The organism is Caulobacter sp., from assembly GCF_017744445.1.
Lineage (GTDB): Bacteria > Pseudomonadota > Alphaproteobacteria > Caulobacterales > Caulobacteraceae > Caulobacter.
This window is the reverse complement of sequence record NZ_JAGIBH010000011.1, coordinates 199,922-220,702: the sequence shown is the minus strand read 5'-3', so window position 1 is coordinate 220,702 and position 20,781 is coordinate 199,922. Positions and strand designations below refer to the sequence as shown.

15 protein-coding genes are annotated in these 20,781 nt (G+C 68.1%); 7 read left to right on the top strand and 8 right to left on the bottom strand.

What is annotated here, in order from left to right:
* The first annotated feature begins 64 nt into the window (after nucleotides 1-64).
* A complete protein-coding gene (locus tag J7528_RS17240; RefSeq protein ID WP_291876840.1) occupies nucleotides 65-1,903 on the top strand; it encodes an HWE histidine kinase domain-containing protein in 1,839 nt (612 codons plus the stop codon).
* A gap of 63 nt (nucleotides 1,904-1,966) precedes the next feature.
* Nucleotides 1,967-2,317 (top strand): hypothetical protein, encoded by a 351-nt coding sequence (locus tag J7528_RS17235; RefSeq protein WP_291876839.1) that lies wholly within the window; start codon nucleotides 1,967-1,969, stop codon nucleotides 2,315-2,317.
* Nucleotides 2,318-2,418: 101 nt separating this feature from the next.
* Here J7528_RS17235 and J7528_RS17230 read toward each other — a convergent pair whose 3' ends face one another.
* Entirely contained in the window at nucleotides 2,419-3,627 is a 1,209-nt protein-coding gene (locus J7528_RS17230) for a CaiB/BaiF CoA-transferase family protein (protein WP_291876837.1), read from the bottom strand.
* Nucleotides 3,628-3,749: 122 nt separating this feature from the next.
* Between J7528_RS17230 and J7528_RS17225 the strand changes: the two genes are divergently transcribed.
* Entirely contained in the window at nucleotides 3,750-4,382 is a 633-nt protein-coding gene (locus tag J7528_RS17225; protein ID WP_291876836.1) for a DUF4142 domain-containing protein, read from the top strand.
* 5 nt (nucleotides 4,383-4,387) lie between these two features.
* Here the strand turns inward: J7528_RS17225 and J7528_RS17220 are convergent, their stop codons facing one another.
* From J7528_RS17220 to J7528_RS17210, 3 genes are read right to left on the bottom strand one after another with little or no spacing between them, the layout of a single operon-like run.
* Nucleotides 4,388-4,807: a PaaI family thioesterase gene (locus J7528_RS17220; RefSeq protein ID WP_291876834.1), complete on the bottom strand. Its 420-nt coding sequence runs from the start codon at nucleotides 4,805-4,807 to the stop codon at nucleotides 4,388-4,390.
* Between the two features lie 13 nt (nucleotides 4,808-4,820).
* Nucleotides 4,821-8,432: a M1 family aminopeptidase gene (locus J7528_RS17215; protein WP_291876833.1), complete on the bottom strand. Its 3,612-nt coding sequence runs from the start codon at nucleotides 8,430-8,432 to the stop codon at nucleotides 4,821-4,823.
* 14 nt (nucleotides 8,433-8,446) lie between these two features.
* Nucleotides 8,447-9,325, bottom strand: coding sequence for an ABC transporter ATP-binding protein (locus tag J7528_RS17210; RefSeq protein WP_291876832.1), 879 nt, complete (start codon nucleotides 9,323-9,325; stop codon nucleotides 8,447-8,449).
* 190 nt (nucleotides 9,326-9,515) lie between these two features.
* Here J7528_RS17210 and J7528_RS17205 point away from each other — a divergent pair, with 190 nt between their 5' ends.
* From J7528_RS17205 to J7528_RS17190, 4 genes are read left to right on the top strand one after another with little or no spacing between them, the layout of a single operon-like run.
* Nucleotides 9,516-10,196 carry a fumarylacetoacetate hydrolase family protein gene (locus J7528_RS17205; protein ID WP_291876831.1) on the top strand — a complete coding sequence of 227 codons (681 nt, stop codon included), beginning with the start codon at nucleotides 9,516-9,518 and terminating at the stop codon, nucleotides 10,194-10,196.
* Between the two features lie 9 nt (nucleotides 10,197-10,205).
* On the top strand, nucleotides 10,206-10,838 hold the full coding sequence (gene maiA / locus J7528_RS17200; RefSeq protein ID WP_291876829.1) for a maleylacetoacetate isomerase: 633 nt from the start codon (nucleotides 10,206-10,208) through the stop codon (nucleotides 10,836-10,838).
* Nucleotides 10,839-11,501 carry a carbonic anhydrase gene (locus J7528_RS17195; protein ID WP_291876828.1) on the top strand — a complete coding sequence of 221 codons (663 nt, stop codon included), beginning with the start codon at nucleotides 10,839-10,841 and terminating at the stop codon, nucleotides 11,499-11,501.
* Between the two features lie 23 nt (nucleotides 11,502-11,524).
* Complete coding sequence (locus J7528_RS17190) at nucleotides 11,525-11,629, top strand: hypothetical protein (protein WP_291876945.1); 105 nt, start codon at nucleotides 11,525-11,527, stop codon at nucleotides 11,627-11,629.
* Between the two features lie 33 nt (nucleotides 11,630-11,662).
* Here the strand turns inward: J7528_RS17190 and pbpC are convergent, their stop codons facing one another.
* The 4 genes from pbpC to J7528_RS17170 all read right to left on the bottom strand — a co-directional run bounded on the left by pbpC (nucleotide 11,663) and on the right by J7528_RS17170 (nucleotide 20,700).
* On the bottom strand, nucleotides 11,663-13,741 hold the full coding sequence (gene pbpC, locus J7528_RS17185) for a penicillin-binding protein 1C (RefSeq protein ID WP_291876824.1): 2,079 nt from the start codon (nucleotides 13,739-13,741) through the stop codon (nucleotides 11,663-11,665).
* Nucleotides 13,742-13,866: 125 nt separating this feature from the next.
* Complete coding sequence (locus J7528_RS17180; protein WP_291876823.1) at nucleotides 13,867-18,927, bottom strand: alpha-2-macroglobulin; 5,061 nt, start codon at nucleotides 18,925-18,927, stop codon at nucleotides 13,867-13,869.
* Nucleotides 18,928-19,320: 393 nt separating this feature from the next.
* Complete coding sequence (locus tag J7528_RS17175; RefSeq protein WP_291876822.1) at nucleotides 19,321-20,154, bottom strand: carbonic anhydrase; 834 nt, start codon at nucleotides 20,152-20,154, stop codon at nucleotides 19,321-19,323.
* Nucleotides 20,155-20,226: 72 nt separating this feature from the next.
* A complete protein-coding gene (locus J7528_RS17170) occupies nucleotides 20,227-20,700 on the bottom strand; it encodes an Lrp/AsnC family transcriptional regulator (protein ID WP_291876820.1) in 474 nt (157 codons plus the stop codon).
* Nucleotides 20,701-20,781 lie beyond the last annotated feature (81 nt).

Genomic DNA, 20,781 nt, shown 5'->3' with positions numbered 1-20,781 from the left:
CGGTCGGGCAAAAGTGCGGCCAAACCGGCTCGCGCCAAACGCGAAGCGGGTCTAAGGTCGAATCATGGAGGACGCCCCCATCGTCACCGACGACAGTCAGGAAGCCGCCCGTCTCAACGCCTTGAAGGCCTTGGACATCCTGGACGGCGCGACGAACGAGCCGCAGTTCCTGCGCTTCGCGCGCCTGGCCGCCAAGCTGTTCGACGCGCCCAAGGCCGCCCTCGTGCTGGTCGACAAGGACCGGGTCTGGCGCAAGGCCTATATCGGCTACGCCGGACCAGAGAGCCCGCGCGATGGCGACCTGGCCGCCCAGGTGGTGGCCGCCAACGGCCCCGTCGGCCTGGCCGTTCCCGTTCGCGACGTCCATGGCCATGCGATCGGCGCCCTGGTGGTCGAGGGTCCCGGCATGTCCGGCCCCGCCTCGGACGACGATCTGGCCGCGCTGGAGGACCTGGCGGATCTGGCCGCGACCGGCCTGGCGGCCAAGCCCTGCACGGCGCCCAACCTGCAGAGCGAGCGCCTGGAGCTGGCCATCTCGGCCGCCAATTTCGGCGAGTTCGAGTGGGACATCAAACGCGACGTCATCAAGGTCAGCCCGCGCCTGGCCAAGATCTCAAACATCGAACCCGGCGAGGTGCCCGGCGAAAACGGGATGGTGCTGTTCGACTACCTGCACCCCGAAGACAAGGAATGGGCGCCGGACTTCATCAATCGCCAACTGCGCGAGACCGGCCGCTACGACGTCGAATATCGCCGCCCGGTCGGCCCCGACGGCCGCGAGACCTGGAACCACGGCTCGGGCGTGATCGTGCTTGGGGCGGACGGCGAGCCGGCCTATCTGATCGGCGTCGTCCAGGACATCACCGAGCGCAAGGCCGAGGAGGCCCAGCGCGAGAACCTGGTCGCCGAGCTGGACCACCGCATCAAGAACCTGCTGGCCGTCGTCCAGTCGGTGGCGGCCCAGTCGGCGCGCAAGTCGGCCTCGCTGGACGTGTTCCTCAAGACCTTCGCCGCGCGGCTGAAGTCGATGAGCTCGGCCCACGACCTGCTCAGCGCCGCCCGCTGGCGCGGCGCGACCCTGGCCCGGATCGCCGCCGCCGAACTGGGCGGCCTGTCGCCGACCCAGACGCGCTGGGACGGGCCGGAGATGTTCCTGACGCCGCGCGCGGCGGCCGCCCTGTCGCTGGCCCTGCACGAGCTGGCCGTCAACGCCGTACGCTACGGCTCGCTGTCGACCGAGAACGGCAAGGTCGAGGTGGTCTGGCGACGCACGCCCGAGGGCGGCTTCGCCCTGGAGTGGCTGGAGACTGGCGGTCCGCCGGCCAACGCCCCGGCGACCAAGGGCTTCGGCGCCACCCTGATCGAGGATGTCGCCGGCCGCGAACTGGGCGGCTCGGCCCACATCAACTACAAGCCCAGCGGCGTCACCGCCATGATCCAGGGCGCGGCCGAGGCCCTGGCCGACGCCCCGCCGATGGAAGAGGTCCAGGCGGCCCCCGAGCGCATCGTCGAGACCGTGGTCGCCGCCGACGAGACCGTCCGTCCGGGCGCCATCGCCGGCCTGAAGGTGCTGATCGTCGAGGACTCGTTGCTCCTGGCGCTTGAGCTGGAAGCGGGCCTGGAGGACGCTGGCGTCGAGGTGGTCGGCTGCGCGGCCGAACTGTCCGAAGCGCTGTCGATGGTCGAGCTGAACTTCGACGTCGCCGTGCTGGACGCCGATTTGAACGGCCAGTCGGTGGCCCCGGTCGCCGAGATCCTGCGCACCATCGGCCGGCCGTTCGTCTTCGCCACCGGCTATGCCGACAAGGCCGCGCCGATGGGCTTCGACGCCCCGATCGTGCGCAAGCCGTACAACGTCCACCAGATCGCGCGCGCGGTCGCCGGAGTGACGGGGCGGGCGTGAGAATTGTCGAATAATCCGACCAGGCGTTTCCGAAGCTCACCATTTCGAGATGCGCGCGGCACAATGCTCGACGACGAGATTTATGCCGCGATCGGGCGTCTCATTGAGTCGTGGAAGACAATAGAAATCTTCGCCATCATTGGTGCGTCGTACCTCCTGAAGGCCGACTATCGGAGGACGCAAATTGCAATGGCGGGCATGCAAGCCCGCACGATGCTAACGACCTTGAGATCTCTAGTTCACTACGTCGACCCTGCGCGAAAGGTCGAGTTTGACCTTCTCTATAGAAGGCTTGAGACAGCACTTGCCTATAGAAATGAAGTCGCCCACTCACCCATAAACCGTGGTCACCCTGATGACCTGATGGTGATTTGGAACAAGAAGGTTCGAATTCAAAAGAGGGGTGGTCCTTGAAACCAGTGCGCCAATAACTGCGCACAAAGTCTACCGACGCGCCCTGTATACAAAAATTGTCGGCGGAATGCTCATCGAGTTCATCGAGCCCTACAGACCTCCTATAGTACGCCCCTAGCTCTCAGTCCTTCGACCGCCTCCGCGCTCATCCCCGCCACCTCCGTCAGCACTACCTCCGTATGCTCCCCCAGCGTCGGTCCCGGCCACCGCACCCCGCCGGGCGTCTCCGTCAGTTTCGGGAAGGCGTTCTGCATCTTCAGTTGCCCGAACACCGGGTGGGCCACGGTCACGATCGACTCCCGCGCCACGAACTGCGGATCGTCGATCATGTCCGGCGCGCGGTAGATCCGCCCCGTCGCCAACCCAGCCTCCTGCAGCTTGGGCAGCAGATCGTCGATGTCCTGGTCGAGCGTCCAGGCGGCGATACGAGCGTCCAGCTCGGCCTGGTTCGCGCCCCGTGCGGCGTGATCGCGGTAGCGGACGTCCTCGGCCAGGTCGGGACGGCCCATCAGGTCGCACAGGCGCTTGAACAGGGTGTCCTGGTTGGCGCCGATCAGCACCAGTTCACCGCTCTTGGTCGGATAGACGTTCGACGGCGCGATGCCGGGCAGCACGGCGCCCGAGCGCTCGCGGACATAGCCGGTCAGGTCGTATTCGGTGATCAGGTTCTCCATCACCGTCAGCACGCTCTCATAGATCGCCGCGTCGACCACCTGGCCGCGACCCGTCCGCTGGCGGGCGTGCAGGGCCATCATCACGCCCAGGGCGGCGTTCAGGCCCGACAGGCTGTCGCCGATCGAGATGCCGGCGCGGGCCGGGTTGCGGTCGGGCTCGCCGGTGATGTGGCGCAGGCCGCCCATGGCCTCGCCGACCAGCGCGTAGCCGGCGCGCTTTGAGTAAGGCCCGGTCTGTCCGAACCCGGACACCCGCGCCATGACCAGGCCGGGATTGGTCTTGGCCAGGTCCTCATAGCCCATCCCCCACTTTTCCAGCGTGCCGGGGCGGAAATTCTCGACCACGACGTCGGCCTTGGCGATCAGGGCGCGGGCGATGTTCCGGCCCTCGTCCGTGCGCAGATCGACGGTGACGGACTTCTTGTTGCGGCCGATCACCGGCCACCAGGGCGACAGGCCCTTGGGCTTGGAGCGTCCCCACTGGCGCATCGGATCGCCGACCTTGGGGTCTTCCAGCTTGATGACCTCGGCGCCGAAGTCGCCCAGCACCTGGCCGCAGAACGGCCCGGCGATCAAAGAGCCCATCTCGATAACCCGCAGACCGGTCAGCGGACCCAAAGGCGCTTGGTGTGTCATTTGTTATTCGCCCCTGTCCCTCGGAACCGTTCACGGCCCCGTGATGTTTTATTGAGCACGACGGCGAACCGCGGCGCCGCCCCACCCTCACTACAAAAAGAACCCCAGGGAAAGACAGCCCCATGACCCGTCATATCCTGATTGTCGGCGCCGCCATCGCCGCGCTGAGCGTCGCCGCTTGCGGCCAGAAGGCCGATGAGACCAAGGGCGCCGCGACCCCGGCCGAGCAGGCCGCCACGCCGGACGCCAACCCCGCCGCCACTGTCCCGACCCCGTCGGACGAGACCAAGGCCGACGTCTTCGTCGCCAAGGCCGCGGCCAGCGACATGTTCGAGATCGAGGCCGCCAAGGTCGCCGCCAAGCGCTCGACCAACGCCTCGGTGAAGAAGTTCGCCGCCTCGATGGAAAAGGCCCACATGGCCACCACCGAAGAGCTGAAGGCCGCCATCGCCGCCTCGGGCGCGGCCCTGACGCCGCCGACCGCCCTGCCGGAAGACCTGCAAGGCAAGCTGGACGACCTGAACAAGGCCGACGCCAAGGACTTCGACAAGAAGTACGCCGACAGCCAGGTCGACGCCCACCAGGCGGCCCTGAACCTGCTGCAGCGCTACGCCCAGGACGGCGACACCGGCGCGCTGAAGGCCTTCGCCGCCGCCACGGCCCCGAAGGTCCAGGAGCACCTGAACATGGCCGAGGGCCTGAAGAAGGGCTTCGACACCGGCGAGGACGTCGCCAAGGCCAAGGAAGGCCACTAAGCCTTCTAAGGGATAGCGTATGCGACCGTCGCCTTGGCGGCGGCTCGCTCGCGTCCTTCCGTCCAAATCAGGACATCGGCCGTCGCGATGCGGCGGCCGAGCTTGAGCAGGGTGGCCTCGGCGTAGAGATCGCCGGGCTGGCAGCCCCTCAGGAAATGGATGTTCAGCGAGGTGGTCACCGCCATGGCCACCTCGCCGATGTGCGCCAGGACCACGGCATAGGCCGCGGTGTCGGCCAGGCCCATCAGGGTCGGCCCCGAGATCACCCCGCCCGGCCGCAGGTGGCGCGACAGATGCGGCAGCTTCAGCAAGGCCCGCCCCGGCCCGACCTCGACCACCGAGGCGATGTGCTCGGGATCGATGTCGGGAAAGGCGCGGCGCAGGAACGCGTTCAGCGCGCCTGCATCCAGCTGGATTTCACTCACTCTCCGGCCTTGCTCACTGGGCGCCGACCTTGACCGTGTTGTCGTCGCCATTGCGGTCGATCACGGTGTTGTAGGGGTCGATGCCGGCGAAGGTCGGAGCCTTGGCCGTCACGAAGGTGAAGGTCTGGACGCCCGACCGGATCGGCCGGCGCTGATAGGCCACCACGTTCTTGGCGTCGAAGCCCTTGTCGCCCGGCTTGGCCGTGAAGAGACCGATGTCCATGGTCTCGTTCAGCGGCGCGGGCGTCTCCTTGCCCTTGCCGTCGGCATATTTCTTGACCGCGTCGACCGTGACCGTGACGTCGAACTTGCCGTCGGCCCGCTTCTTGACCACCGCCGACTTGGTCTTCAGGTCGTACAGGGTGATCTTCTCGAACAGGTCGGTGATCAGGGCCTGCTTGTCGGCCGGCGCCTCGGCGCGGAGGATCGTCAGGAAGTCGGTGGTGATCGGATAGGGCGCGCCCTTGAAGGCGTGGTCGGCGATCAGCTTGCGCAGGGCGCGGTTGACCGTCTCCTCGCCCACCTGATCCTGCAGGCGATACATGACCAGCGAGCCCTTGCGGTAATAGACATAGGGCTGGGTCTCGACCTTGTAGAGCGGCTGCTCGTCCAGGACGTCGCCGCCGCGCGCGCGCAGATAGCTATCCAGCTCGAACTTCAGGAACCGGCGGATCTGCGCCTCGCCATAGGTGCGCTTCATCACCATCAGGGCCGAGTACTGGGCGAAGGTCTCGCTCAGCATCGCCCCGCCTTGCTGGTCGGCGCCGATCACTTGGTGGGCCCACCACTGGTGGCCGATCTCGTGGGCGCCGACATAGGTGACCATGTCGATCTTGGTTGGGTCACGATAGTCGGAGATGAAGAACATCCCCTCCGACCACGGAATGGTGTTGGCGAACGACTGGGCGAACTGCTCGTAGTCGGGGAACTCCTGGAAGCGCAGCTGGCGGAACTGATAGGGGCTGAAATTGGTCCCCATATAGTCCAGCGAACGCTTCATCGACTGCTTCATGCGGTCGATGTTCCAGGTGTGCTGCGGGTCGTAATAGACCGCCAGCTGGACGCCCTTGTAGGTCTCCTCGGCCACCTTGTAGCGAGCCGACTGGATCGAGACGAACGGCATGATCGGCGCCTCGGTGACGAAGCGGGCGATGCGGCGATCACCCTTCACCGTGTCCGAGACCTTGTAGCCCGGCGCGATCGGCGTCTGGTCGGCCTCGGTCGAGACGGTGATGTCGGAGGTGACGAAGTCGGCGTCCTTGCGCAGGCCGTTGAACTGGCGGGAGGCCACATCGCCCAGCTTGGCCATGCGGCGCTCGGGCGGCAGGCCGTACTTGCGGCGCTTGGCGCGGTCCTGCAGCAGGCCGTCGCGCGACATGCCCAGGATCGGCGCGATCTCCATGTTGTTGACGAAGGTCCCGTTGTCGACGACCCGGTGCTCCTGGCCGCTGTTGGGGAAGCCCAACTGTCCCCGCTGGGTGATGAAACTCATCTTGCGCCGCTCGCCCGGCGCCATCGGCGTGTCGAAGGCGAAGATGCGGTAGTTGAACTTCTCGAACGTCTTCTTGGGCCGCGCGCCCTCGATCGACAGGCCCTTGACCTTGAGGTCGCGGTCGAAGCGGACGTGGATCTCCTTCAGCGCCGCGCCGGTGCGGTTCTCGAAGACGTACGAGCCCTTGGTCTCGATGCTGGGCGTGTGCGGCCGCACGTCGACGTCCAGCGTCATGGAGACGATCTTGGGCTGGGGGACATTCTCGAACGGCAGCAGGGTCTTTTCGTAGTCGGCCTGCCACTTCTCGCCGTCGATGCGGGTCCGGTACTCGTTCCAGACATTGGTGTTCATGTAGATGAAGCCGCCCAGCGCCACGAACACGACCAGGGCGCCGCCCGCCAGGATCCCGGCCCCGCCCGTCAGGCGCAGCGGCAGCCGGCGCAGGCGCGGCAGCAGGCGGGTCTCGGTCCCGCGCCGCCACAGGCCATAGGCGCCCACCAGCAGGATCAGGGCGAAGGCGCTCCAATAGGCGCGCAGCCACCAGGCGCCGATCCAGAACTTGCCCAGACCGTTCATGTCCGAGAACGGCGTGTCGGTGACCGAACCGTAGTTGTAGAGCTTGTGCTCGAAGCCCAGGTTCACGAACGTGATCGTGGTGACCATGTAGATCACCATCAGGCCCCAGCCGATGAACTTGTGCGGGGCGATCGCCTGCAGGAACACGGCGAACACCGCCAGCAGGATCCAGTCGATGGCCTGGGGCAGGACGTACCACAGCAGGTACTTGTCCAGCTCGAAGTTGAAGTAGCCGTGGAACACCTGGCTGACGATGGCGGCAAGCACGCTGACCAGCAGGGTCGAGACCAGCACCAGCGAAATGGCCAGGGTCTTGGGCGCCACGAAGGCCCAGTCGGGCACGGGGGTGGCGTCGATGATCTCGTGGGTCTTCTTCTCGCGCTCGCGCCAGACCAGCTCGCCCGAATAGTAGATGGCGATGATCATCGGGATCAGGCCGAACGAGCCCAGCAGCGGCTGCAGCAGCACGCGGGTCACCGGATAGACCACGCCGCCGTAGCGCCCGGCCTCGGTGGCGAACCACAACGCGCCCATGGCATTGGCCAGGCCGAGCGCCAGCAGCACGAAATAGGCCGGACTCTTGAACACCTGGCCCATGTCCAGACGGGTGCGCATGACCAGCTGCGCCCAGGCGGTCTTGCGGTCGAACACCGGCTGCGGCAGCGGGCCGCTCAGCGCTTGCGGCGCGGCCTCGTCGTCAGCCTTGGCCTTCTTGCTCTTCTTGACCTTGCCCCGTTTAGCCTTGGATTGGCCCGAAAGATCCGCCGACTGGAAGCGGAACAGGCCGTAGGCCGCGACCAGGAACACGGCCGACAACACCAGCACGAAGACGCGGTTGAACAGCAGCACGCCCGACAGCGGCGGCACCAGGCTGTTGCGCTCGCTGGCCGTCCAGTACTTGGCGACCAGGCCGTAGGCGGCGGTGCCCAGAGGCTCGAAATTGGCGGCGATCTTCTCGTATTCGGGCCGGTCCAGCGCGATGTTGGCGATGATCCACAGCACCATGAAGGCGATGACGCCGACATAGGTCCACATCATCGAGCGGGTCACGGTGGCCAGGGCGAAGAACAGCGCCGAAGTCAGCAGGATCGAGGGCAGGGCCAGGGCGAAATAGGCGAACAGGTAGGCGTGCAGGTCGTTGGGGCCCAGGCGCTCGGGATCGATCCACGGCATGTGCGAGCCGATCCAGATGGCCAGCGGCACGACCAGGAACGAGATCGCCGCCGCCAGGAACGCGCCCGTGAAGCGGCCGTACAGATAGTCGAACTTCTTCACCCGGGTGGACCGCAGGATCGGCCCAAAGCCCGTCTCGTCGTCGCGCACCACCACATTGGCCACGAAGGCCGTGGTCACGAACATGTAGAAGATCGACAGGATCAGGTGCGTCTGGGCGATCGCGAACGGCGCGTTGCGGTGGATGTTGCCGCCGCCCCCGATCTGGATCTGGTCGATCGTCGCCGCCCCGAAGGTCAGCAGGAAGAAGATGGTCGCCACCACCCAGAAGACGGGCGACTTCAATTGGTAACGGAGCTCGAAGCCCGCGATCTTGCCGAACATGACGCCGCTCCCCGTCAGGCCGCCCGCCGCGTGGTCGAGAGGGTGGAGAAGTAGACGTCCTCCAGCCCCCCTTCGACCGGGGTGAAGCCCTCGCCGGGATTGTCGTCCGACAGGATGTGAATGACCGTGCGGCCCGCCAACAGACGAGTGGAGATGACCTTGTAGCGGGCCTTGGCGGCCTCAAGCTCGGGCTTGTCGATGATCTTCTTCCAGATCCGGCCCTTCAGTTGGCCGACCAGCTCGGCCGGCGCGCCCTCGCGCACGATGCGGCCGTCGCAGATGATGGCCATGGCCGGGCACAGGTCCGAAACGTCCTCGACGATGTGGGTCGAGAGAATCACCACCACGTTCTCGCCGATCTCGGCCAGGAGGTTGAGGAAGCGGTTGCGCTCCTCGGGATCGAGGCCGGCCGTCGGCTCGTCGACGATGATCAGGCGCGGATCGCCGATCAGGGCCTGGGCGATGCCGAAACGCTGGCGCATGCCGCCCGAGAAGCCGGCGATGGCCTTCTTGCGGACGTTCCACAGGTTCACCTGGTTCAGCAGGTGCTCGACCGTGGCCTTGCGCTCCTTGGCGCCCGCGATGCCCTTCAGCACCGCCATGTGGTCCAGCATGTCGTAGGCCGAGACGCGCGGATAGACGCCGAAGTCCTGGGGCAGGTAGCCCAGCGTCTTGCGCAGCTCCTCGGGGTTCTTGAGGACATCGATGTCGCCGAAGCGGATGTGGCCCGAGGTCGGGGCCTGCAAGGTGGCGATGGTGCGCATCAGGGTCGACTTGCCCGCGCCGTTCGGCCCCAGAAGGCCATACATGCCGCGCGGAATGGTCAGGCTGACCTCATCCAGGGCGCGGGTGCCGTTGCCATAGACGTGGGTCAGATTTTCGATGATGAGCATGCGCGTCCTAAAGCCCCCAATAAGCCGCCAATATCCCCAACCGTGACATGACGCGACGGCGCGGACCGGGGCAAGTGAAAGAACATTTAGACGAAGACCTCAACCACAGGATTTCTGAACGGCGACCACTTTGCGGCCTCGATCCCGGCGGGGGTTTTGGCGTACGGATTTTGGGTCTACAGGAGGCGCCATGACGACCTATGCCTTTCCCCCGCACGCCATCCCGACGGTCCCGGTGGAGGGATCGGACGCCGTATTCCCCGTGCGCCGCATCCTGTGCGTCGGCCGCAACTACGCCGCCCACGCCCGCGAAATGGGCGCCGACACGCGCGATCCGCCGTTCTTCTTCAGCAAGCCCGCCGACGCGATCGCGCCGCTGAAGGGTGAGATCGCCTATCCGCCGGCGACCAGCGACCTGCATCACGAGATCGAGCTGGTCGTGGCGCTGAAGAGCGGCGGCGCGAACCTCTCGGTCGAGCAGGCCCTGGAAGCCGTGTTCGGCTACGCGGTCGGCGTGGATCTGACCCGCCGCGACCTGCAAGGCGCCGCCAAGGCCAAGGGCCATCCGTGGGAAGCCGGCAAGGCCTTCGACGAAAGCGCTCCGATCACCGCCATCCGGGTGATGGACGCCCCGCCGCCGGAAGCCGCCGTCACCCTGTCGGTCAACGGAACCGAGCGCCAGCGCGGCGAGGTCGGCGACATGATCTGGAACATCGGCGAGGTCATCGCCAAGGCCAGCGAGCTGTGGACCCTGGCCGCCGGCGACCTGATCTTCACCGGCACGCCCGAGGGCGTCGCCGCCATCGTCCTCGGCGACAAGGTCGTCGGCGAGGTCGAGGGCGTCGGGCGCATCGAGTTCACCCTCGTCTAGGAGCGCGCCGTGAAGCTCGTCCTGCACAGCGCCAAACGCGCGGCCGCGCCCTATCGGGTGCGGATCGGCCTGAACCTGAAGGGGCTGCCGTACGAGCTGCGGCCCGTCGACCTGGTTGCCAATGCTCACCAGGAAGACGGCTATCGCGCCCTGAACGCCCAAGCTCTGGTCCCGACCCTGGAGATCGACGGCCGCCCGCTGACCCAAAGCCTGGCCATCCTGGAATGGCTGGACGAGGTGATGCCCGAGCCGCGCCTCTTGCCGACCGCCCCGTTCGAGCGGGCCATCGTGCGAGCCATGGCCGAGATCATCGCCTGCGACATCCATCCGCTGAACAACCTGCGGGTCCAGCGCCAGCTGACGGCGCTGGGCATCGGCGAGACCGACCGCAACGCCTGGACCGCGCGCTGGATCAGCGACGGCTTCCGGGCCCTCGAGCCCATGGTCGCACAGCACTCGGGCGGTTTTGCCTTTGGCGACGCGCCGGGCCTGGTCGACTGCCTGCTCGTGCCGCAGGTGTTCAACGCCGGCCGTTTCAATGTCGATCTTTCGCCGTTCCCGGCGATCCAGGCCGCCGCCGCCCGCGCGGCCAAGCACCCGGCCATCGCCGCCGCCCACCCAGACCATCATCCGGAGCGCTAGATGCTTGAGGACCTGAAAGCCAACAACGCCGCCTGGTCGAAGAGCAAGACTCAGATCGACCCGGAGTTCTTCAAGCGCCTGGAAAACCAGCAGAGCCCGGAATATCTCTGGATCGGCTGCAGCGACAGCCGCGTGCCGGCCAACGAGATCGTCGGCCTGGATCCGGGCGAGCTGTTCGTCCACCGCAACGTCGCCAATCTGGCCCCGCCGCAGGACGCCAACTACCTCAGCGTGCTGCAGTTCGCGGTCGACGTGCTGAAGGTCAAGCACATCATGGTCGTGGGCCACTATGGTTGCGGCGGCGTGGCGGCGGCCATCGACGGCCAGCGCCGGGGCCTGGTCGATCACTGGCTGCACCCGATCCGCGAGGTCCATGCCGAGCACAAGCACGAGCTGGAGCAGATCCCCGAAAAGCGCGCCATGCTCGATCGCCTGACCGAGCTCAACGTCGCCCGCCAGGTGCGCAACGTCGCCGCCGACGTCTTCGTCCAGGACGCCTGGGCGCGCGGCCAGGAACTAGCCGTGCACGGCTGGGTCTATTCGCTGGCCGACGGCCTGGTGAACGACCTCAACATCGGCATCGCCAGCCGCGAGGACTATGAGCGCACGATCGCCGAGACGGTGGTCCAGGATCGTCCGTTCTGGAAGCGGGACGAGGGGTAAGCGTCTTACCTCCAGGCTTCAAAATATCTCGTCATCCCGGCCGCAGCGCAGCGGAGAGCCGGGACCCAGGGGCCAGTGCAGTGCGGCGGCCCCTGGGTCCCGGGTCGGCCTGCGGCCGCCCGGGATGACGATTGAAGGGGTAGGAAAAGCCTGAGCCCCAACTACTCCCCCTTGATCCGCACCCGCGCCGTCACCCGCCGCCCCTGCGCATCCACCACCGCCAGCTTGTAGAAGCCCGGCGCGCTGGGCTTCCAGATGGCCCGCCCGCTGACCGGATCCGGATCCAGCGGTTGGCCTTCCACGTACCAGGTCAGGCCCTCGCCTTCGGCGGCGAGCACCAGGCCTCGCGCTTTCGACCCGAACGCATCGACCTGCACCGCCGCGCCGTCGGGCGGGAAGATCAGACGGGGGCCGGCGTGCTCGGCTTGCAGCTTTTGCAACGCCAGGGGCGCTGACTTCGGCGCGATCGGGCGGGGGGCCGAGGCCTGGGTCCCGATGGCGTCGGCGACGTCGAACAGCAGCGGCAGGGCCGCGTCACGTCCGGTCAGTCCCCCGCGCGCGCCGCCATCGGCCCGACCCGTCCAGACCAGAATCGCATAACCCCCGACCACGCCGGCCGCCACCGCATCACGGAAGCCGTACGAGGTGCCGGTCTTGAAGGCCATGGACGGCCCGCCGCGCGTCAGGGCCGAAGGCGCTCGGCCTCGGGGCGCTGGGGCTTCACGCAGGATGTCCAGCACCTGGCTCGCCGCCTCGGGGCGGACCAGACGGTGGCCGCTGGACCGGTCGCGGGTCTTGGCCTCGTCCTCGGTCCAGGCCAGGGGCTTGGCGATCCCGTTGTCGCCGAGCGCGGCGTACAGCATGACGAGATCGCGCCAGGTGATCCCCTCCCCGCCCAGCGCCAGGGCCAGGCCCGCCTCCTTCAGCTGCGCCTTCGGTCGCGCCAGGTGCGCTCCGGCGGCCTCGATGCGGCCGGCGAAGGTCTCGGAGCCCAGCTTCTCCAGGGTCGCCACGGCCGGGACGTTCAGCGAGTGCGCCAGGGCTTCGCGCACCGTAACCTTGTCGTGGAAGACGCGGTCGAAGTTCTCGGGCTGGTAGTCGGCGAAGCGGGTGGCGCTGTCGGCCAGCTGGGTGTCGGCGGCGACCAGGCCGTCATCCATGGCCATGGCGTAGATGAAGGGCTTCAGGGCCGAGCCCGGCGAGCGCAGGGCGCGGGTCATGTCCACCCAGCCGCCGGCCCGATCGCGGCCCGCCGAGCCGACGGCGGCGCGGACGGCGCGGGTCTTGATCTCGACCACAAGGATGGCGGCGGTGGCGTCTGGTCCCTGCGCGCCCGCCACGGCGGCGGCCATCGGCTCCAGCCGCGATTGCAGGTCTGCGTCCAAGGTCGAGACCACGCTGGCCTGGTTGGCGGGTGCGTTGCGGGCCAGCTCGCCGGCCACGTGCCAGGCCAGGGCCGGGAACGGCGTGCGGCGCGGCAGGGGTTCGTTCTCGGCCTCGTAGGCGGCGGCCTGACTGATGGTTCCGGCGCGGACCATCTTCTCCAGCACCGACGCGCGGGCGCGCTTGGCGGCCTCGGGGCGGCGGTCGGGGCGGCGGGCCTCGGGCGACTGCGGCAGGGCGATCAGCATCGCCTGCTCGCCGTCGGTCAGGCTGGACGGCTCATCGCCGAAATAGCTGAGACTGGCGGCCCGCGCGCCTTCCAGGTTGCCACCGTAGGGGGCGAGCGTCAGGTACAGGGCCAGGATCTCGCGCTTGGACAGGCGCGACTCCAGCTGCACGGCGCGGACCATCTCGATCAGCTTCGAGCCCAGATTGCGCGGACGCGGCTCCAGCAGGCGCGCGGTCTGCATGGTCAGGGTCGAGGCGCCGGAGGTCACCCGGCCATGGACCACCGTCGATCCGATCGCCCGCGTCAGCGACAGTGGGTCCACGCCCAGGTGCCACCAGAACCGCGCGTCCTCGACCTTGATCAGGCGCTTCTGGAAGGTGGGGTCGGTGCGCTGGAGGTCCGCCCGGATCCGCCACCGCCCGTCCTCGACCGGCAAGGCGCGCAGCCAGGTCCCGCGTCGGTCGAGGGTGACCGGCGAGGAGTGGCGGGCGCGGGTCATGTCAGGCGGGAACGCGGCGCTGACGGTGAATAGCACGACCTGAACGCCCAGGGCGCCGATGAGGGCCTTGGTCAGGCGGGGAACGAGATCATCCTTCTTCCCCCTCCGGGGGAGGAGGATGCGCAGCATCCGGAGGGGGCGAGTTGGCGAGGGCCCACCGGAAACATCGGATTCTTTCACCTACTGGCCCCCTCCGGGCCTTACGGCCCTCCTCCCCCGGAGGGGGAAGAAGGGTTCGCGACGTATCAACTCCATCACTGCCCCGGCGCGATCGTCGCGCGCGCGGCCTCGGACCGCGCCACCACGGCCGGGCGGTACATGTCCTTGGCCACCGTCCCCGGCAGGAAGAACGAGCCCGGCGTCACCGCCCGCGCCACATAGGCCAGGGCGAACGACTTGCCGCCTTCCAGGTCCAGCGCGGCGATGAAGCGGTCGTCGCGGCTTTCCTGGACATCGGCGGCGGTCAGCTGGCCGAGGAACTTGAACGGACCGTTCTGGGCGTCGTCGGCGCCCAGGGTGGTCTCGATCTCGAAGCCGGCCGGCAGGGCGTCGTCGACCACCAGGGCTGTCGAGCGGGACTGCTGGTTGCTGCCCGAGACCAGCACGATCACCCGGTCACCCTGGCGGATCGAAGCCGGATCGATCGCACCGCCGCCCATCGACAGCAGGCGCTTGGACACCGACAGGCCTTGGGCCGTCGCGCCGGGGGCCGAGGTCGGGGTGCCGCGCACGGACACCGTCCGCCACAGCGTTCCCTTGCCGGTGTTGACGAACTTGGCGTCCGTCAGCTTGCCCACCGCCCAGCGCGGCGCGCCGCCGGCCGGCGGCAGGGCGTTGGCCCCGGTCGCCTGGATCGACATCGGGCCCGAGGCCTGGATCAGGGCGTTGGCCGCGTGCAGCAGCGCCGCCTGTTCCTGGGTGTTCAGGGCGTCGGGGTCCTTGGAGACGTTCTCCAGGCGGCCCTGCATCTGGCGGGCGATGTCCATCATGTTGGACTCGGCCGCCAGCGCCGTGATCACGGCCGTATCGCGCAGGGTCGACTGGTACCAGTCCTGCTCGTCGCGATAGCCCAGCGAGGAGACCGCCTGGCGCATGGCCGAGCGGGCGCGGGCGTTGTCGCCCATGCGGGCGAGGCCGGCGGCGACATAGGCTTTGGCGACCGGCTGGGCCTCGTCCTTCATCTGCACGTCGTGCCACCAGCGCAGGCGAGCCAGGTCGCCCTTGCCGGCCTTGGCCATCACATAGAGGGCGTAGGCAGACGCGCGGCGGCGCATGCGTTCGGTCGCCTTCTTGGAGGCGTCCTCGTTGCTCGCCCACCAGCCCGGATACTCCATGCGGTAGGCCACCGAGGCCCAGCCTTCCGGCCGGCTGACCTGGCGCATGGCCCCGACGGCCTTGTCGATGGCGCTGTCGGGCACGGCGATGCCTTGGGCGCGAGCCTCCAGCAGGAAGTCGACGACATAGGCGCCCAGCCACGGATCGGCCTCGCCGTCGCCGACGCGCCACAGGCCAAACGCGCCGTCCATCGTCTGGCGGTCCAGCAGCTTGCCCACCGCGCCCGCGAGGGCCGCCGGCGTGCGCTTCAGCTTGGGATCGGTCGAGAAGGTCTGGGCGTACAGCAGCGGATAGGCCGTCGACACCAGTTGCTCGGTGCAGCCGTACGGATAGCGCTGCAGGGCCACCGCGATCGCCGAGGGGTCGAAGCCCCGGATCGGCGAGTAGCTGACCTGCATGGTCACGTCGCCCGCCGCCAGGCCCGACAGCAGGCTGTAGGGCGGGGTGTAGCTCTCGCCCGGCTTCTGGATCTCGGTGGTGGTGCGCACCACGTCACCCCAGCCCAGGCGCGTCTGGATCGGATAGTCCTTCGACGTCTGGAAGCCCGGGCCGGCGACCTTGAAGCCGATCTTGCCGATGCCGGTGACGTCCGGCGCCAGGAAGGGGATCTTCTCGGCGATGCGCTGGCCCAGGATCAGCTGGAACACCTTCTTGAACGCGACCTTCAGCCCGTTGGTCGAGAAGGCCTCGGCCGTATAGGCGCCCGGCTTGCCCTCGACATTGTGCAGCTCCAGCGTGGCATAGGCCTGGTCGCCCGGCGCCAGGAAGCGCGGCAGGTTCAGGTCGGCCACCACCGGCTGGCGCACGGTCAGCGGCTTGGAGGCCGAGCCGACGGCGGTGTCGGTCCAGGCGACTGCTTGAATCCGCAGCTCACCATTGAAGTCGGCGGCCGGCAGCTTGACGACCGCCTTGCCGTCCAGGCCCGTCTCGACCACGCCCGACCACAGGGCCACGGTCTTGATCGGCGTGACCGTCAGGCCCTCGCCGCCGACCTCGTCCCCGCCGAAATTGACATTGGCCGGCGCGCCCAGGTTCGGATCCAGCAGGCGGCCGTAGTCGTCGCGATAGTTCAGGGTCAGGGCCCGCTTGCCGAAGTACCACTTCACCGGGTCGGGGCTGTCCTGGTGGGTCAGGCGCAAGATGCCTTCGTCCACGGCGGCGATGGTGATCTTGGCCTTCTGGCCAAAGCCCATGCCCGACACCTTCACCGGGATCTCGACCGGCGCCTTGCTGTCGATCTTGGTCGGGGTCCCGAGGTCCACGGTCAGCTTGCGGCCCTTCGGATCGATCGGGACATAGACCAGGCCCAGGGCGCGGCGCGGCTTCGGCGAAGCGACCGGGTCACGCGGCTGGATGACGCTGACCATGATGTAAGCCCCGCCGCCCCAGGCGGCCGAGGTCTTCAGGCGCACGGTCGCACCATTCTCCCCAACTGACACAGTCTTCAGGTCGATCAGGCGATCGGTGGCGACCGCGATCTGGGCCTCGCCCGCATAGGGCGGCTTCAGGGTGATCTCGACCGTGTCGCCTTGGCTGTAGGTCTTGGTCCCCGCCGACACACGCACGACGTCCGGCGCCTCGCCCTCGCGAGCGGGGGCGCCCCAGCCGGCCGAGAAGCGGGTGACGGTCTTGGCGCCGTCCGCGCCCTCGACCTCGAGGCGATAGTCGCCCCAGCCCAGGCGGCGGGTGAACTTGGCGGGAGCGCCGGCGCCGATATTGACCTGCGCCTTGGCCACGATCGCGTCGCGGCTGCTGCGCCGCCACTGCCAGCGGCCGTTCTGTTGGAACCAGTCATAGTCCCAGCGTTCGGCCACCAGGGTGTAGGTCGCCGTCGCGCCGATGCGCTGGCCGGCGGCGTTCACCGCGATGATGTCGAGGCTGACGGGCGGATCGCCCTTGCCGGCCTCGCCCTGGTCGACCTTGACGCCGTAATAGACGGACTTGGCCCGAACCTTCAGGTCCAGACCCTCGCGGACCGGACGGCCGCCCGGCTCGAACACGGAAGCGGTGACCGAGGCCACCAGCGGCTGGGCGGTGTCGCCCCCGTCCGTGGCGCCCACCGACAGGATCGCCCGACCCTCGCCGTCGGTGACGGTCGAGCCCAGGTCGATGAACTTTTCGTCGAAGGCCTTGGACTGGTCGCCCCACTCGAAACCCTTATAGGCCGGGAACGGGTCGGTGTCGGCACGCAGGCGGGCTTCGCCTTGCGTCTGCAGGCCAGCGCCCGGCGCGCCATAGAGGAAGCGGGCCGAGACGTCGACCTTGCGGGTCTCGCCGGCCGCGACCGGGACGGACTCCTGGCCCGTGGCGGTGACCGCCAGGCGTTGCGGCGCGAAGTCCTCGACCGAGAACGACAGGCTGCCCGTCGCGTCCTCGATGCCTTCGATATGCAGCTCGGCGGTCCAGCGACCGCGCGGGGCCGAGCGCGGCAAAGCGATGTCGGTCAGCACCGCGCCGGCATTGGCCTGGCCAAACGCATAGCGCTTGAACTCGACGCCAGAGGGCCGCTTGACGATCACCTCGCCCTTGCGGTCGGTGACGGCCTTGGCCATGCGGTCGCGGACCATCGAGGTGAGGTGGACCGTCTCGCCGGGGCGATAGATGCCGCGGTCGGCATAGAGATAGCCGTCGATATCGGCCGCCACGCTGCGCCCGTCGACGCCACCTTCGGTGCGGCCGCCCACGCCTTGCTTGGACAGGTCGACCGGCGAGCGGTCCAGGTCCAGCAGCGCCAGGTCCCCTTGCGGGCCATAGGCCATGACCATCTTGGCGCGCTCGGCGCCCTGGCCCTTCAGCAGCGGACGCAGGAAGCGCACGCGGCCGTCGGCGTCGCTCTGAGCCTCGGCCAGGCTCTCGCCGTCGGCGGCCACCAGGGCTACGCGCACGCCCGACAGGGTCTTGGCGCTCTTCAGCGAGCGGACCACCACGTCCAGGCTTTCCGAGCCGTCGTAGCCCAGCAGGGCCATGTCGGTGAACACGATCCAGCGGCGGGCCTGGGCCGGATTATTGTCGCCGTTCTCCTCGTCGGGATCGCGGGCGCCCGAAGCATCGCGCGCCTTGATGACGAAGGCGCCGGCCTTCATGTCCTTCAGCACCGCGCCCAACGGGAAGACGGTGGTGGCCTTCTGGCCGGTCGCGCCGCCGGTGACCTGCACCGTGCCCTTCCAGACACGGCGGCCGTCGTCGCCCACCGAGTCGTCGCCATAGTCGCCGGCCCAGTCGCCTTCGCCGGTCGGATCGGGCGCGCTGATCGACTTGCGGACCAGGTTGCGGTCCGGCACGCGCCAGACTTCCACGGCCAGGGTCTGGACGTTGATCGTCTCGATGGCGACGCCGTCCGACTCCTCGCGCGGCAGGATCACGCCGTCGCCGGCGAAGCCGACGTAAGGCGGCTTCTCGCCGAAGGTGAAATCGACATCGGCATTGGCGGTCAGCGCATCCCCGCCCTTGGCCGGCAGACCCTTCAGCAGGGTGATGCGGTGATCGGTGAAGCCGATACCGCCCAGGCACAGCTCATCGCCCTTCACGCGCACGGAGGGCTGGCGACCGATGTCGGGCGAGACCAGAACGAAGTCGGCATAGGACTTGGACGGATCCAGGTCCTTGCTCATGCGGATACAGGCCAGGGGATCAGAGCCGCTGCTGTCGACGCGGGTCTGCCAGACCGCGAAACCTTCGGGCTTGGGGACGCCGCGACGTGGCGCGTTGGCGCCGCGCGGCTTGCCAAACAGGCTCCAGGCCTCGCCCTTGACCGACTCGACACCCGCCGGCTTGCCGCCGCCGAAGAACCAGCCGCCCTTACCGGCCGCGAAACCGCCGCCAAAGCCGACGATGAGAGCACCAGCCACGGCGATCGCCACCGGGCCTTTGAGGGCGGCGGGCCAACGCTCGGCAACCTGCGTACGGAAGCCGTCCCAACGCGCCTTGAAAGAAGACTGGGTGTCGCGACCGCCTTCCGGCGGCGTCTCGTCCGTCGACATCCGTGTCTTCCCCTGATTTGCGCTAATCGAGGCGAATTGAGCCTAAGCGCGACCAGGGGTCAACGGCAGTCGAATGACAGTGTTACGCTGAATACTTAAGCTTGATCGGGCCACCCCAACACCACTCATCCCCGCGAAAGCGGGGACCCAAGCTGACGATCAGGAATGCTCTCCGCCTTCCCCCATCCCCGCCTTCCTAGGCCTTGTGCCTAGGACCCATCGTTCAGGGACAACGGAGCACTTTTGAGGACGCCCACATTGGCGGCGGGCAACCAGCGACGTCCCGCCAAGCCGCGCCATGGGTCCTAGGCACAAGGCCTAGGAAGGCAGGATATTGATAGGCGGCTTGGGTCCCCGCTTTCGCGGGGATAGTCGGGTGCGGATGGAGAGGTGCTAAGCGTCGAAGCTGACCACGCCCGTCGCCAGATCGTAACAAGCCGAGACCACCTTCAGGCGCCCTTCCTCGATCCGCTCGGCCAGCACGCCATCGGCGGTCTTCAGGCGGCCGGCGATGTCGCGGACGTTGCGGCGGATGGCGGCGTCCTGCAGGTCGGCGGGGTGGGTCTCGTCGGCTTCCAGCACGGCCGGGATGATCGGCAGCACCATCTCGTGCAGGGCGCCGTGCAGCTCCGAGTGCTTCTTGGCGACGTCCACGGCCGCGCCCACGGCGCCGCACTTGGTGTGGCCCAGCACCACGATCAGCGGCGCGCCCAGATGCTCGACGGCATAGACGATCGAGCCCAGGCCTTCGCGGCCGACGGTCGAGCCGGCGACGCGAACGACGAACAGCTCACCCAGATTGCAGTCGAAGATCAGCTCCGGCGCGGTGCGGCTGTCGGCGCAGCCGATCACCACCGCGAACGGCTTCTGGCCCTTGGACAGCTCGGCCACGCGGGCCAGGGTCGGCAGCATCAGGTTGGCGCCGCCGCGGGCGAAGATGGCGTTGCCGTGCTTCAGGCGACCCAGGGCCTCTTCGGGCGAGACCTCCTGCGCCGGCGCGTGGGCGGCGGCCGGGGCATGGGCCGGCTCGGCCTCCATCGGCTTGACGCTGGCCATGGCCCTGTCCAGCGCGGCCTTGTCGCTCGCCTGGTGGCTCAAGGCCGAGCGGGTGCGGCGCCCCTTCTTGGTGAGAACGCTGGGCTTGGCCGGGCCGTCGCCCTCGGCGAAGGCCAGGGCCGGCGCGGCCATACCGGCCAGAGCCCCCAGCAGGATCCGTCTCGAAACCATCTCGTCCCCCGACGCGGTTTGATGTCGGGGAGAAACTATGACTCAACCGCTCAAGAACGGTTAATCACATCTTCACAGCGGCAATTCGGCGCGCTTAACAACCGTTCTCATGGCGATACTGCTGCTGACGCGGACCACGCCGGGAATGCGGGTCAGCTCCTGGGCGTGCACCCGCTCCAGGTCGTCGACGTCGCGCACCACCAGCCGCAGCAGATAGTCCGAGCCGCCGGTCATCAGATAGCATTCAGCCACCTCGCGCACGTTCGTGATCGCTTTCTCGAAGGCGCTGAGCGTGCCCTCGGCCTGGGACGACAGGGTGACCGTGACAAAGACGCTGAGCGGCAGGCCCACCGCCCGCTCGTCGATCACCGCCGCATAGCGCCCGATGACCCCCGCCTCCTCCAGCGCCTTGACCCGGCGAAGGCACGCGGACTCGGAAAGATTCACCGCCTCGGCCATTTCCACATAGCTGGCGCGGCCTCGCCGCTGCAGCAGGTGCAGGAGCTTCCGGTCGAAACTATCCAGCTCAACGGCGGCTTTCTTCATACGAGAGACATATCACGCAGGAATCCTGCGCAACAGCGATCTCTAGACACGAAATCACCAGGGAAACTGCGCTGCCTAAGG